Below are 14226 nucleotides of genomic sequence, written 5' to 3'. Positions count from 1 at the left end.
CGACAAATACGAGGAGACCCCGACATGAGTAGCATCGCGTTTATTGGCTTGGGCAATATGGGCGCGCCCATGGCAAACAACCTGATTAAAGCCGGCCACAGCCTGGCCGTATACGATCTGGTGCCTGGCGCCGTCAACAGTTTGGCCGATGCCGGCGCGCGCCCGGCCACATCGGCCACTGACGCCGTGAAAGGCGCCGAAGTGGTGATCACGATGCTGCCTGCCAGCAAACATGTTGAGGCGCTATACCTGGATTCGGATCTGTTGTCGGCGATCGATCCCGCCGCGCTGATCATTGAGTGCAGCACGATCGCCCCCGACTCGTCGCGCAAGGTCGCGATGGTGGCGCAAACTCGCGGTCTGGCCATGATCGACGCGCCCGTTTCCGGCGGTACCGGCGGGGCCGCAGCGGGCACGCTGACCTTTATTGTGGGTGGCGAAGCCGCCGACTTTGCGCGCGCCCAACCCATCCTGCAAAACATGGGCAAAAACATTTTTCACGCCGGACCAGCAGGCGCCGGGCAAGTCGCCAAAATCTGCAACAACATGCTGCTGGGCATCTTGATGGCCGGCACCTCCGAAGCGCTAGCGTTGGGCGTGGCCAACGGTCTGGACCCCAAAGTTCTGTCGGACATCATCGCCAAGAGCTCCGGGCGCAATTGGGCCACAGAGCTGTACAACCCCTGGCCGGGTGTGATGGAAAACGCGCCGGCCTCCAAGGGCTACGCCGGTGGTTTTGGCGTCGATCTGATGCTCAAAGACCTGGGGCTGGCTGCCGAGGCCGCGCTATCGACGCGCTCGTCTACGCCCTTGGGCGAATTGGCGCGCAACATGTATTCTCTGCACAGTGGGCAGGGCCACGGCAAGCTGGATTTCTCCAGCATCGTGAATCTCTACGTGCATAAACCCTCGTGAGTGACGGCGCCGTGACGACAGGCTCAGCAGCGTATGCTGCGGCCGCGGACGACGCCGATACGGCGGTCGCGGCGCAACGGGTGCGGGACAGTTTTGCCAGGCAATCGATCATGACGCTCTTGGGCGCACAGTTGTCGCGCGTTGAGCCGGGGCAGGTCGACATCGCGCTGCCTTATCGGGCGGATCTCTGCCAGCAAAACGGGTTTCTGCATGCGGGGGTATCCACTACTATTGCGGATAGTGCGGGTGGCTATGCCGCGCTATCACTGTTTGACGCAGGCGAGGAAGTCCTGACGTCCGAGTTCAAAATGAACTTTTTGGCGCCCGCCGACGGCCATCGTTTTGTGGCGACGGGCCGTGTGCTCAAGCCCGGCCGGCGTTTGACGATTTGCCAGGTAGAGGTCCACGCTTATCGTGGCGAGCAGTCCGCGTTATGCCTGGTGGGCTTGATGACGGCGGTACGGGTCACGCCGCGCTAGCCTTTGAATCCGCCGTCGGCCAAGTCATAGGGCAGGGGGGCGACGGTGATCTTTGCGCCGTCGGGCGCACCGATACGCAAATCGCCGTCGTCCAGCGCCGCCAAGGTGATTTCGAAGAGCGCGCCGCTGCGCGATGCGTCAACGATACGACCACAAGGCTCTTGTGGCTGGCGGGCGTCGTAAATGTCGGTGCCGGGGGCCGGGACAGTATCCATTGTGTCCCACTGGCCATAGGCCGTGCGGCGCTTGACGGTACCGCGATAGTGACTGCGCGCCACGACTTCTTGCCCAGGGTAACAGCCCTTGGTAAAGCTCACGCCGTCGATCAGGTCCAGATTAAGCGTCTGGGGAATGAAGACATCCTGCGTGGCGGCCGCGACCCAGGGCAAACCGGTGGCCAGATCGGCCGCTTGCCAGTGATCGGCATCGCCGCGTTGGACCTGTGTCGCCAAGGTGGACGCCTGGTCTTGCTGGGCTTGGCTGGCGATCCACCACCAGCGCAAACCGCCACTGACCAAGGGCGCCGCGATCCAGGTGCCGCTGGGCAGATCGACGCGTTGCCAGGGCGTGGCGGGCAATGCGCCGCCAGCCGCCGTTTGCAGGGCATCAACGTCCGCGGGCTCGCCCCACACGCCGGTGACCTGCAACGCGGTGACGGCCAGTTTGGCCTTGGCCCGCAGCACGAACATCGACAGCCGCTTGACCAGGGCATCGGCCAGATCGCGCCGCACCAACGCATAAAGCTGGGGCGCATCGGCGGCCTCGTCGGCCGCAGGCTGCGCGCGCCACAGGACCATGGTGGCGAGCAAACGGCCCTTGGCCGTGCAGTATCCGGACAGTCGGGCCACGTCGGGCGAGAGCCCGGTCACATCGTGGGTCAGTTGCCCGTGCAGAAAAGCCAGCGCATCGGCGCCCGTCGCGGCAATGACCGCATAGTCGGTCAAGGGTGTCGCATAGACGGAACCGGACGAGGTGGATGAAATCGAATCAAAAAAAGCGGACATGGCAGAGGCGGTCAACAGAGTAGGGCACCAAGACGGCGCCGATATAGACAGCCATAATACCCGCCCGCCCTTGTAAGTCGCAGCAATACCCCGCTTTTAATAGGGGTGCACAGGCCTCGGTCAAAAAGCCGCAATCCATGAAAAATGGCTGCGATCCATTAAACTGCGCAAACTTATGAAAAAGCTCTTCCAATATTTTTTGTCGCTGTGCCTGTTGATGCTGGTGCTCGCGGGGGCCGCAGTCGGTGGCGCGTGGGTCTGGATGAACCGCGACATCGACTTGCCGGCCGATAAAGTCGAATTCATCGTGTCGCCCGGCAATACGCCGCGGGCGATGGCGCGTGCCATGAACGAGGCGGGCATTCCCATTTGGGAAGACGGCTTCACCTGGCTGGCGCGCCTGTCCGAACGCGACAAATTGATCAAGGCTGGTGGCTACGAGGCGCGGCGCGGGGATTCCCCCTGGACGCTGCTGGAACGTCTGGCGCGCGGCGAAATGGTGCAGCGCCAGCTCACCTTTCTGGAGGGCTGGACCTATCAGCAAATGCGTGCCGCCCTGCGCGCCAATCCCGACGTGAAGCAGACCCTGGGCGACATCAGCGACGACGCCTTGATGGAAAAACTGGGCTCGGATATCAAAGCGCCCGAGGGATTATTCTTTCCGGACACCTATGTCTTTACCCCCGGGACCACGGATTTCGAGATATTGCGCCAGGCCTATCAACAAGGCCGACAGGTGTTGGCCGCCGTCTGGGCCAAACGGCAAGACGATCTGCCCCTGAAAACGCCCTACGAGGCCCTGGTGCTGGCCTCGATCGTTGAAAAGGAAACGGGCCATGGCCCCGAGCGCACGCGCGTGGCCGGCGTCTTTGTGAACCGCTTGCGGATCGGGATGATGTTGCAAACCGACCCGACCGTGATCTACGGCATGGGCGATCGTTACCAGGGGCGCATTCGGCGCGCCGATCTGCAGGCCGACACGCCCTGGAATACCTACACTCGCGCCGGATTGCCGCCGACGCCGATTGCGGCGGCCGGGCGGGCAGCGCTGTTGGCTGCGGTGCAACCCGAGCGCCATAAATATTTGTACTTTGTTTCGCGCGGCAATGGCACCAGCGAGTTTTCGGCTAACCTGTCCGAGCACAATCGCAATGTGGCGCGCTATATTCTGGGCCGGAATCAATGACAGCACGTGGATGTTTTCTTACCCTCGAGGGCGTAGATGGTGCGGGGAAAAGCACCCATGCAGCCTGGATCGCCGATACGCTGCGCGCGCTGGGGCACACCGTCGTGGCGACACGGGAGCCGGGGGGCACCCCCCTGGGCGAAAAACTCCGGGGCCTGGTCCTGTCCGAATCCATGACGCTCGATACCGAAACCCTGCTGATGTTTGCGGCGCGCTGCGAGCACGTCGCCCAGGTCATCGAGCCCGCCCTGGCGCGCGGCGACTGGGTCGTCTGCGATCGTTATACCGATGCAACCTACGCCTATCAGGGCGGAGGCCGGCAACTGGGCATGGAACGCGTCGCCGTATTGGAACAATGGATGCAACCGTCGCTGCGGCCCGATTGCACGTGGTTGTTTGACGTGCCGCTCGAGCTGGCGAGAGCCCGCCTGGCTGATGCGCGTCAACCCGATCGTTTCGAGCGCGAAGAAGCCGCATTCTTTGAGCGCACCCGGTCCGCCTATCACGCGCGCGCCGCCGCACAACCCGAACGCTTTCGCATCGTGGACTCCAGTCAGCCGATGGAGCAGGTCCGCACACAGTTGCAGGCCCAATTACAAGCCGTCGTGCAGGCGGCGCGCAGCGCATGAGCAGCGCCCAGTTCCTGCCGTGGCAGCAAGATATTGCCCAGACGTGGTTGGCCGGGCGCGATCGTTTTGCGCACGCCTGGCTGATTCACGGTGTCGCGGGAATAGGTAAAAAAGAGTTTGCCTTTGCTGCCGCCGCCAGCTTGCTGTGTGAGTCGCCGCGCAACCAGCTCGCCTGCGGCGAATGCCCCGCCTGTACGTGGGTCGCGAGCGGCAATCACCCCGATCTGCGACGCATACGTCCCGAAGCCATCGCGTTGCAAGAGGGCGGCGCCGCCGAAGGCGCTGACGAGGCGGAGTCCGCCGGGGCGACCGGCAGGACCAAGCGCGCGCCCTCAAAAGAAATCCGTATCGATCAAATCCGGGCCCTGGAATCGTGGTTCAACACCGCGACTCACCGGGGCGGCTGGCGCGTCGCACTGCTGTATCCGGCGCAAGCATTGAACGTCATTTCCGCCAATGCTCTGCTCAAGGTGCTGGAGGAGCCGCCCACCAACACGGTTTTCCTGCTGGTGGCCGACGCCCCCGATCGGCTGCTGCCGACCCTGGTGTCGCGTTGCCGCCGCCTGCCACTGCCTGCGCCCGGACCCGAAGAGACGCTGCACTGGCTGCAGGCACAAGGCGTCAAGTCCGCCCAGGAATGGTTGGCAGCCGCAGGTGGCGCCCCTCTGGCGGCGCTCCAGCTATCGCAAAATACCGACCAGCCGTGTCCCACCTGGCTATCGTCGCTGATCGAGCCTCTGGCCCAGGGACAGGCGCCCGATATCGGCACCTTGGCCGAGAGCCTGGATAAAACCCCGCCGACCGACTGGATCGATACCCTGCAGCGCCTGTATGCTGACCTGATGCTGGCCGGGGTAGGGGCGCCGGTGCGTTATTTCCCGTCATTGGCAAAATGGGTGGGCCTGACGGCCTCGCGTGCCGATGCGGTACGCTTGGCGGAGGGTGCCCGTTGGCTGACGCAGCAGCGTCGCGTGGCGACTCACCCCCTCAGTCCTAAATTATTTGCACACGCGACTCTGCAGCGCGTGGTGCTTTCTTGCCAAGTTTGAAGTCTCCCCATGTACGTTGATTCGCACTGCCATCTCAATTTCCCCAAGCTAGCCCAGGACTTGCCCGACATCCTGCAGCGCATGCAAGCCAATCAGGTCACCCACGCCCTGGTCGTCAGCGTGGATATGCCCGATTGGCCGGGCTTGATTCAGTTGGTCGAGCCGCACCGAAATCTCTGGGCGTCCGTCGGTGTGCATCCTGACTACGAAGAGACCCCCGATCCCACAGAAGCCGAGCTGGTTCAATTGGCCCAGCATCCGAAAGTCGTGGCGATCGGTGAATCCGGGCTGGATTACTATCGCCTGAGCGAACCCCTGGACTGGCAACGCGAGCGTTTTCGCCGCCATATCCGCGTGGCGCGGCAGACGAATCTGCCGCTCATCATCCATACCCGGGACTCCGTTCAGGACACGCTGCGCATCTTGCGCGAGGAAAACGCCGCCGAAGTAGGGGGTGTCATGCACTGTTTTACCGAGTCCTGGGAGATGGCCCAGGCGGCCATTGATCTGAATTTCTATATTTCCCTCTCGGGCATCGTCACGTTCAAGAATGCGGGTGTCGTGCATGAGGTGGCTACCAACATCCCGCTGGATCGGCTATTGATCGAGACCGATTCCCCGTACTTGGCACCCGTGCCATATCGAGGCAAGATCAACGATCCATCGAAAGTCATCCACGTCGCAGAGAAGATTGCGGACCTGAAAGGCATCCCGGTGGCTGACGTTGCGCGTGCATCAACAGAAAATTTCTTTAAATTATTCAACAAGATAGATCGGTAATCTAATCTAAAATATTTAAAGTAATTTATTTAAATTAATACTTTAAAAGCACTTTATTTAAAGTAAATTAATTAAAGTATTTTCGATGAAATATTCTCCTTTTTTCCCTCTGCGCACTCGTTCATTGCTGGCGGCGATCGCCCTGACCGCTGCGACGGCGGCTCTCGCGCCTATCGCTCACGCGGATGCCACGCCCGACAACTGGTGGGTCTACATCCATAACGACAAGGCCTCGGAGGTAAAAACACTGCTCGCCAAGGGGGCAGATCCGAATGTGCGCTATAAAAACGGCCAACCCGCCCTGATGCGGGCCGTCGTCGACGGCGCCTGGGAGGTATTTGACGTGCTGGCCGCCGATCCGCGCACCGACGTCAATGCGGTCAATCCCGCCAACGAAACCGCCTTGATGTACCTGGCAGTGGCAGGGGAGACGGATCGCGCCCGATCTCTGATCAAACGGGGCGCCCAGGTCAACCGCCTGGGCTGGACGCCGCTGCACTATGCGGCCTCCAAGGCCCAGATGGACGTGGCCAAGCTGCTGCTCGCGAACAAGGCCATGGTGAATGCGCCGTCGCCCGAAGGCACCACCCCGATCATGATGGCCGGGTTTTCCGGTCGCAAATACATGGTGGATTTGCTCCTCGACGCGGGCGCTGACATCACCACTCGCAACCTCAAGGGCCAGAACGCGTCTGACTGGGCCTATGTCGCCAAACGAGGCGAACTAGGCGCCGAGTTGGCCCAGATCATTGCCAAGGCCGAGCAACAACGCGATATCCAGCGCGGCAAATCGGGGAGTGCCAAGGCCGCACCGGCGTCCCAGGCACCCCGACAACCTCAGGCGACGCCCGTCCAGCCGCAGGAAATCCCGCAGGCAGTGCAATCCAGTCCAACCGCACCCAAATCCGCCGACGCGCCCACTCCATCCGGGGACGGTGGTGCTGATCTGGGAGGCGTGTCTGGCGTGAAGCTCAATAGCTACGACTAATTTTTAATGTCACCAGGATTCCCCTCGATCATTGAGATCCGGCGGGCAGGTCTGGCGCAGTGCGATGCAGGCTACTGCATAGAATCCATGCACGCCGTGTATGCTGACTAGGCTAGCCTGGCACTTGCTTGCGCCTTAAGATGGGCGGGTACGTTCCCCACAACGCATTGATTTATAGCGTCCCCATTTAAATTTTATGAATTTAAATGGGGACGCTATAAAAAGCGTCGTTACAATGACACGAGTTCCTAGCCTGGAGACCTTCATGTCGGATAAACCCGCCCACGCTTTGCCGTCGTACCTGGATGCCGAACACCTCGGCCCCTGGGGCGTGTATTTGCAACAAGTAGATCGTGTTACCCCGTATCTTGGCCCGCTGGCCCGCTGGGTCGAAACGCTCAAACGACCCAAGCGCGCGCTGATTGTTGATGTCCCCATCGAGCTCGACAATGGTACTGTGGCCCACTTTGAAGGTTATCGAGTCCAGCACAACACGTCGCGCGGGCCCGGCAAAGGCGGGGTGCGTTTTCACCAGGACGTGACGCTCTCCGAAGTCATGGCGCTGGCTGCGTGGATGTCGGTCAAGAACGCCGCGGTCAACCTGCCGTACGGTGGCGCCAAAGGCGGCATCCGGGTTGATCCGCGTTTGTTGTCGCAGTCCGAACTCGAACGCATGACGCGTCGCTATACGTCGGAGATCGGCGTCATCATCGGCCCCACGAAAGACATTCCGGCCCCTGACGTGAACACCAACGCGCAAACCATGGCGTGGATGATGGACACGTACTCTATGAACGAAGGCTCTACGGCGACCGGCGTGGTTACCGGCAAGCCGATCTCTCTGGGCGGCAGCCTCGGGCGGGTCGAGGCCACGGGCCGCGGTGTGTTCGTCACTGCTTGCGAGGCGGCACGCGATTGCAATATCGACGTCAGCAAGGCGCGCGTAATCGTGCAGGGGTTTGGGAATGTGGGTGGCACCGCGGCGCGCCTGTTCCACGAGCTCGGCGCCAAGGTCCTTGCCGTGCAAGATCACACCGGCACGGTTTACAACCCCGCGGGGCTGGACGTGCATAAGTTGCTGTCGCATGTCTCGCAAACGGGGGGCGTCAGCGGCTTTAGCGACGGCCAAGTCCTCGACAACGCGCAATTCTGGGAGCTGGAAACCGATTTCCTGATCCCCGCCGCCCTGGAAAGCCAGATCAACATTACCAACGCCAACAAGGTGCGCGCCAAGATCGTGGTCGAAGGGGCGAACGGCCCGACGACACCTGAGGCCGATGACATCCTGCGCGAGAACGGGATTCTAGTCGTGCCCGACGTGCTGGCCAACGCCGGCGGCGTGACGGTGAGCTACTTCGAATGGGTGCAGGATTTCTCGAGCTTCTTCTGGAGCGAAGAGGAAATCAACCAGCGCCTCGAACGCCTGATGCGTGAAGCCTATGCGGCGGTCTCACAGACGGCCAAGGAGCACAAGATCACGCTGCGTACCGCCGCGTTTATTGTGGCCTGCACGCGCATCCTGCAAGCTCGTCAGGTGCGCGGTCTGTATCCGTGATCGATTGAAAAGGCCTGCCACCCCGGGACACCGGGGGTGGTGCAGCGACGGTGCTTGCGCGGCCCGAGCAACGCGCGCGAGCCCCATCGCTGATCGGCTTCAGGCGGACGACATCCGTGTGTCAGCCGCCCGCAGCCGGGATGAACTCCGGGCGTAGCGTGCCCTTGAGTTCGCTATACGGAATCAGCAATTCCGGCTCGCCATGCGAGTACGGCGCAATCGAATAGGCGTCGTATTTGACGAGCATGCCCTGGGGTGTCAGCGCAAAGTTATCGCTTTCCTGGAACGGCCACATTTTGTCGTAGGCCGCCGGATCGCGTTTGGCGTCTTCGTTTTGAGTCAGCCAGGTTTTATGCGCGCGACGCAAGGCATCCACGTACGCGGCGTGCTGATTGGGCTCCAGCGCCTCGTCCAGCGCCAGAACGCGTGAGCGATCTCGCTGCCAATTCAGATATTGGGTCGCGGGAATGCCGTGCGCGGCGCCGGTGAGGTACTGGTTGGTGTTCAATTCAATCGCGATGATCTTGCTCGTTACACCGACGACGCTGGCGTTGAAGTACGTGGCGTCACGGGACTGCGCCGTTTGCCAGAAATATTGGGTGTATTCCGATAGCGTGCCGTAGGGGCGAGGGCGATCGGGATCCACGCCCGTCATATAGGCCAGGACGTGATCGACAAGCTCCGTCAGCTTCGCGATATCCGGAAAGCCGACGCTGTCGATCTCGATAAGGGGACACTGCCCCTGACAGCCGGGCTTGGTGCCTTTCCATTGAATTTTCTGGACATTCAATCCCGCGACCTGGGCTTCCGATTTGTCGGGCTGCGGCACGGACGAGGGCAGGCTGATATCCGATGGCGAACTCGCGCAGCCGGCCAGCAGGGCCAGGATAGCCAGCGCGCCGGCCGGGACCCATGAACGTGTGCGGGGAGTCTGGGTTGAGGTATGTTGCATAGATTTCCTGAGACGTGAGCAACCCGTTATTTCAAGGGACTTGAGACGTCCACTCGGAGCTCGAAAATTTTTCCTGTGCCTGGATGCGCGCTTTATCCAGGGTGGCCTCGCCGAGCGGCACCTGCGTCAATGACGCCAGGCTTTGAAAGGTTTGTAGCATACGATCAATGATCACGTCGCGTTCCAGGCCAGTCTGACTACGCAGGGGGTCCACGCGTTTTTTAGCGCTGGTGGTGCCCTTGTCAGAGAGCTTTTCACGACCGATACGCAGCACCTGCACCATCTTGTCGACGTCGATATCGTACGACATCGTCACGTGATGCAGGACGGCGCCGCCACGACGGGCTTGTGCCGCGCCGCCGATCTTGCCGATATCCGAAGCGATATCGTTGAGCGGCTGGTACCAGGCCGTGATGCCCAAATCCTGCAACGCGCGCAGCACCCATGCATCAAGGTACTCATACGATTGCTGAAAGGTCATGCCTTGCACCAGCGCCTGAGGCACGCTGAGCGAATAGGTGATGGTGTTGCCCGGCTCGACAAACATCGCGCCGCCGCCGCTGACTCGGCGCACGACCTTGACGCCGTAGCGTTGCGCGCCCTCGGGGTCGACCTCGTTCTTCAGCGACTGAAAGCGCCCGATGATCACAGCGGGCTCAGACCATTCCCAGATGCGCAGCGTCGGCGGGCGCAGGCCGGCGCCGACTTCGTCGGTAATGACCGCGTCCAGCGCCATATGCAATTCCGGAGCCTGCGGACCCTCGCGGATCAGTTCCCAGGGATAGTCATTCCATTGTGCGCGCTCGCTCATGCCAGTGCCCTCCGTACCGTGACGGCGACGGCCTCGGCGGAAAACCCAAACAGCTCGGCGTCGTCAGGCAGCGCCGCCGCGACGGCAGCGGCCATGCGGGCCTCATCCGCGTCGGCCGGCAACCCGCATAACGCTGCATTGATGACGTCCAGCGCCTCGGGTGGCTCCAGGAAAAAATCACCGCTTACGCGCACATCGGCCAGCGCGCCGTCTTTGACATCCAGGTCGACGACAACCAGTTTGCCGCCGGGGACTTTGTATTCACCGTGCATAAATATCGGGTTCCAGTTTAAGGGGCGAGTTCCAGCTTCATCCCATCGTGCGTGGCCGTAAATCCCAACGACTGATAAAACCGCTGGGCATCACTGCGCGTTTTGTCAGTCGTCAATTGAACCAGGCCACAACCGCGCTCACGGCATTGCCCAATGGCCCATTCGAACAACGCATGACCGGTACCGGCGCCGCGTTCCGAGGCGGCGATGCGCACGCTTTCGATCTGGCCGCGCCACAGGCCCTGACGCGACAAGCCTGGAATGAAACTAAGCTGCAGGCAACCAACCACCTCGTCGCCACGCGACACCACCGTCAGAAATTGATTAGGGTCCCGGTCAATGGCCTCAAAGGCCTGCACATAGCACGGCCGCGCGGGCAGGGTGGCATCCTCGCGACGATTGCCCAGGACATCGTCGGCAAGCAGGGTGACAATCGCGTCCAGGTCCTCCCTGAGAGCGCGACGGAACTGCAGCGCCCCCAGATGAGGCGGCGGAATGTTTTCAGTCGTAGACATAAGACGGTTTACGCGACTAGGTTTATTCAGCATGGCCCCTAAAGAAGGCTCACGTAGCGAGGCTTGCTCAGTGTAGGCGTACTGAGCGGGCCTTACTTAGCGGGGCAAGCTCAGCGAGCCCGACTACGCACAGCCTGCTACACGTTTTGAGCCGTTTGACCATACAGGATGCGACGCGACTCGTCGGTCTTGACCGTCGGTGCGGTATTGATGGCCTTGGCTTTCTCGTAGGCGCGCTGCGTCGCGGGACGGGCTCCGATCGCCTCAAACCAGCGTTTCAGATGCGGGAAGTCGTTCAGATCCTGGCTTTGCCGTTCGTACGGCACGATCCAGGGATAAGCGGCCATGTCCGCAATCGAGTACTCGCCGGTGATGAATTCACGATCTGCCAGGCGTTTGTTGAGCACCCCGTACAGGCGATTGGTTTCCTTGACGTAGCGATCAATGGCGTAGGGGATACGCTCTTGGGCAAACGTTCCAAAGTGATGATTTTGGCCGGCCATGGGGCCAAGGCCGCCCATCTGCCAGAATAGCCATTGAAGGGTGTCGGCGCGGCCGCGCACATCTTGCGGCAAAAACTTGCCGATTTTCTCGGCCAGATACAGCAAGATTGCGCCCGACTCGAACAACGCAATCGGCTCGCCGCCATCGGCGGGTGCCTGATCCACAATGGCCGGGATGCGGTTATTGGGTGCAATCTTGAGGAATTCGGGTTGAAACTGATCGCCCTTGCTGATGTTGATCGGAAAGATTTGATAATCCAGACCGGCCTCTTCGAGAAAGAGGGTGATCTTGTGTCCGTTGGGTGTGGTCCAGTAATAAAGATCAATCATGGGGGAGGATCCTTGTGCGAGGGCCACCCGATCAGGTAGAGGGAACAGGGGCGGCGCGATGGCATTCATGATAGCGGGTATCCGGGCCGTCGCGCCGCAAGCCCCACTAGCAAGTGGGGCTTTGCGCCTTGGGCGCGGCACGCCATTTGAACTGCCAATTCAGGCTGACGCCGGCCGCCGCCAGGAAAATCAGACTGACACCCGCGATTTGCGACAACGCCAGTTGCTGACCATAAACGACATAATCCAGCAAAATGGCCATCGCCGGATAGATGAACGCGAGCGCGGCGGTCGAGGTCGTGGGCAGTTTCTGAATAGCCGAGTACAACAGGATATAGGTCAGGCTGGTATGCAGCAGGCCGATCATCACGACCAATCCCCATTGCGTGGGTCCGGTGGGCAACGCCGTGAAATCCACCATGGGCAGCAACAGCAGGGCGCCCAGCGTGACTTGCACCAAGGCCAGCACGTGAGGTGCAATAGGCTTAAGCCGTTTGACGATAATGGACGTCACGGCATATAGCGCCCCGGCGCCCAATGCCAGAGCCAGGCCATGCAAGTACCCGCCGGCTTCGGCCAATTCAGTGGGCTCGATTTGCAGCACGAGTAATAATCCACCAAACGCCAGCACGGACCAGCCCAGCTTTCCCATGGAGGGGCGTTCACCCAGGAAAATCGCACCGAGGGCGATCAGGAAAAACGGCTGAAAGTTATAGACGGCCGTTGACAAGGAAATCGACGCCAGGCGATACGCGGAAAACAGCAATACCCAGTTCAAGACAATGGCGACACCCGCCACCATCGTCCAGGCGAGCGTCTTGCGGGTAAAGATGCCGGGACGCAGCAGGCCACGCGCCAGGCAATAGGCCAACAGCCCCAGGGCCCCAAACACGCAACGGAAAAACACTACATTCCAGGCGCTTTGCCCGGACTCCAGCACAAATACCCCGACCGTTCCGGAAATCATCATGGCGACGGCCATTTGAATGAGGCCGACATTGTCATTGCTTGTCTTCATGGGAAAACTCCTTGTACGTGCGGCGGGAATGCCGCGTCGTCCATGGAGAAATTATCCCAGCCGAATTGGATGCATAATAGGGGAAAAAATAGAAGATTCGAATCATCTGCCTTTGTTTTGGAGATAATTATGAACAGTGACCTAAAAATCGAAAACGACATCCTCGACGGCATTGATCGTCGTCTCGTGCAGCAGTTGACGGCCAATGCGCGTACCACGACCGCCGACCTGGCGCGCCACGTCGGCATGTCGGCGCCCAGCGTCACAGACCGGCTGCGCCGGCTCGAGGAATCAGGGGTCGTGCGGGGCTATACCCTGGACGTCGATCCCGTTGCGCTGGGATACACGCTGACCGCCATCGCGCGTATCCGGCCTTTGCCGGGGCAGTTGCGCAAGGTAGAGACCCTCATCGCCGAGATCGGCGAGGTGGTGGAGTGCGACAAAGTCACGGGCGAGGATTGCTTCATCGCGCGCCTGGTGCTGAAATCGATCGAGCACTTGGATGGCGTACTCGATCGCATCACCGAGTACGCCGAAACGAACACCGCGATCGTCAAGTCCTGCACCGTGCGCCGTCGCCTGCCACCGCTGCAGTCGCCGCGCGCTTAGACCTGGGATCGCTAGACCTGCGTGTCGCAGGCGCGCAGAATATCGTCCTTGAGCGAGGTAGGCTTATCCGTCGGCGCATAGCGCTTGATGACTTGGCCATCGCGGCCCACGAGGAATTTGGTGAAATTCCATTTGATACCCTCGGTGCCCAGCACGCCGGGTTTTTCACCCTTGAGCCAACGATACAAGGGGTGAGCGTCGTCGCCATTGACGTCGATCTTGGCAAACATGGGGAAGGTCACGCCGTAGTTGGTAGCGCAAAATTGCTGAATCTCGGCCTCGTCGCCCGGCTCTTGATGGCCAAACTGATTGCACGGAAAACCCAGTACGGTCAGCCCAGCCGACTGACAATCCTGATACAGCGTTTCGAGTCCAGCGTACTGCGGCGTGAATCCACATTTCGACGCCACGTTGACCACGAGCAGCACCCGGCCGCGATAGGCCTCGAGTGATTGCTCGTTACCCTGGATGTCTTTCACGGAAAAATCGTAGATTGTGCTCATAATGGCCTCTCAACCGACGCTTTACACAATCAACAGGCTACCACGCCCTCGCGGCATTGATCCGCTCTTGGGCATACCCAGACACAATTGGTTTGTCCTTGCCAAGCTTACGGTTTCACCGTGTTTTA

At 60.8% G+C, this 14226-nt stretch carries 17 protein-coding genes; 9 read left to right on the top strand and 8 right to left on the bottom strand.

What is annotated here, in order from left to right; translation table 11 throughout:
- The first annotated feature begins 24 nt into the window (after positions 1-24).
- Both mmsB and ACNAZS_RS01205 read left to right on the top strand, forming a co-directional pair.
- Positions 25-915, top strand: a complete 891-nt coding sequence (gene mmsB, locus ACNAZS_RS01210; protein ID WP_415785330.1) for a 3-hydroxyisobutyrate dehydrogenase — start codon at positions 25-27, stop codon at positions 913-915.
- A gap of 11 nt (positions 916-926) precedes the next feature.
- Positions 927-1394 (top strand): PaaI family thioesterase, encoded by a 468-nt coding sequence (locus ACNAZS_RS01205; protein ID WP_415787005.1) that lies wholly within the window; start codon positions 927-929, stop codon positions 1392-1394.
- Here the strand turns inward: ACNAZS_RS01205 and ygfZ are convergent.
- Positions 1391-2398, bottom strand: a complete 1008-nt coding sequence (ygfZ, locus tag ACNAZS_RS01200; protein WP_415785328.1) for a CAF17-like 4Fe-4S cluster assembly/insertion protein YgfZ — start codon at positions 2396-2398, stop codon at positions 1391-1393. The two genes, ACNAZS_RS01205 and ygfZ, sit on opposite strands and share 4 nt — an antisense overlap.
- Positions 2399-2573: 175 nt before the next feature.
- Between ygfZ and mltG the strand changes: the two genes are divergently transcribed.
- The 6 genes from mltG (at position 2574) to ACNAZS_RS01170 (ending at position 8585) form a co-directional block, all read left to right on the top strand.
- A complete protein-coding gene (gene mltG / locus ACNAZS_RS01195; RefSeq protein ID WP_415785326.1) occupies positions 2574-3584 on the top strand; it encodes an endolytic transglycosylase MltG in 1011 nt (336 codons plus the stop codon).
- Positions 3581-4213, top strand: coding sequence for a dTMP kinase (tmk, locus tag ACNAZS_RS01190; protein ID WP_415785324.1), 633 nt, complete (start codon positions 3581-3583; stop codon positions 4211-4213). Before mltG ends, tmk begins: the two co-directional genes overlap by 4 nt.
- On the top strand, positions 4210-5262 hold the full coding sequence (gene holB, locus ACNAZS_RS01185) for a DNA polymerase III subunit delta' (protein WP_415785322.1): 1053 nt from the start codon (positions 4210-4212) through the stop codon (positions 5260-5262). Before tmk ends, holB begins: the two co-directional genes overlap by 4 nt.
- A gap of 9 nt (positions 5263-5271) precedes the next feature.
- Complete coding sequence (locus ACNAZS_RS01180) at positions 5272-6042, top strand: TatD family hydrolase (protein ID WP_415785320.1); 771 nt, start codon at positions 5272-5274, stop codon at positions 6040-6042.
- Positions 6043-6127: 85 nt separating this feature from the next.
- Complete coding sequence (locus ACNAZS_RS01175; RefSeq protein WP_415785318.1) at positions 6128-7030, top strand: ankyrin repeat domain-containing protein; 903 nt, start codon at positions 6128-6130, stop codon at positions 7028-7030.
- Positions 7031-7295: 265 nt separating this feature from the next.
- A complete protein-coding gene (locus ACNAZS_RS01170; protein ID WP_415785316.1) occupies positions 7296-8585 on the top strand; it encodes a Glu/Leu/Phe/Val family dehydrogenase in 1290 nt (429 codons plus the stop codon).
- Between the two features lie 121 nt (positions 8586-8706).
- Here the strand turns inward: ACNAZS_RS01170 and ACNAZS_RS01165 are convergent, their stop codons facing one another.
- The 6 genes from ACNAZS_RS01165 to ACNAZS_RS01140 form a co-directional block, all read right to left on the bottom strand.
- Positions 8707-9537: an RsiV family protein gene (locus tag ACNAZS_RS01165; RefSeq protein WP_415785314.1), complete on the bottom strand. Its 831-nt coding sequence runs from the start codon at positions 9535-9537 to the stop codon at positions 8707-8709.
- Positions 9538-9568: 31 nt separating this feature from the next.
- The gene (locus tag ACNAZS_RS01160; RefSeq protein WP_415785312.1) at positions 9569-10348 is read right to left on the bottom strand and encodes a lipoate--protein ligase family protein; all 780 of its coding nucleotides are present in this window, start codon (positions 10346-10348) and stop codon (positions 9569-9571) included.
- Complete coding sequence (locus tag ACNAZS_RS01155) at positions 10345-10620, bottom strand: biotin--protein ligase (protein ID WP_415785310.1); 276 nt, start codon at positions 10618-10620, stop codon at positions 10345-10347. The genes ACNAZS_RS01160 and ACNAZS_RS01155 overlap by 4 nt, the downstream gene beginning before the upstream one ends.
- Positions 10621-10637: 17 nt before the next feature.
- Positions 10638-11135 carry a GNAT family N-acetyltransferase gene (locus tag ACNAZS_RS01150; protein ID WP_415785308.1) on the bottom strand — a complete coding sequence of 166 codons (498 nt, stop codon included), beginning with the start codon at positions 11133-11135 and terminating at the stop codon, positions 10638-10640.
- 137 nt (positions 11136-11272) lie between these two features.
- Positions 11273-11968, bottom strand: a complete 696-nt coding sequence (locus ACNAZS_RS01145) for a glutathione binding-like protein (protein ID WP_415787003.1) — start codon at positions 11966-11968, stop codon at positions 11273-11275.
- 106 nt (positions 11969-12074) lie between these two features.
- On the bottom strand, positions 12075-12986 hold the full coding sequence (locus ACNAZS_RS01140) for a DMT family transporter (RefSeq protein WP_415785306.1): 912 nt from the start codon (positions 12984-12986) through the stop codon (positions 12075-12077).
- Positions 12987-13115: 129 nt separating this feature from the next.
- Here ACNAZS_RS01140 and ACNAZS_RS01135 point away from each other — a divergent pair, with 129 nt between their 5' ends.
- Positions 13116-13595 carry an Lrp/AsnC family transcriptional regulator gene (locus ACNAZS_RS01135; protein WP_415785304.1) on the top strand — a complete coding sequence of 160 codons (480 nt, stop codon included), beginning with the start codon at positions 13116-13118 and terminating at the stop codon, positions 13593-13595.
- Positions 13596-13606: 11 nt separating this feature from the next.
- Here the strand turns inward: ACNAZS_RS01135 and ACNAZS_RS01130 are convergent, their stop codons facing one another.
- Positions 13607-14098: a glutathione peroxidase gene (locus tag ACNAZS_RS01130; protein ID WP_415785302.1), complete on the bottom strand. Its 492-nt coding sequence runs from the start codon at positions 14096-14098 to the stop codon at positions 13607-13609.
- Between the last annotated feature and the right edge of the window lie 128 nt (positions 14099-14226).

The organism is Bordetella tumulicola (genome assembly GCF_965138755.1).
GTDB classification, from domain to species: domain Bacteria; phylum Pseudomonadota; class Gammaproteobacteria; order Burkholderiales; family Burkholderiaceae_B; genus Bordetella_A; species Bordetella_A tumulicola.
This window is presented reverse-complemented; position numbering and strand designations above follow the sequence as displayed.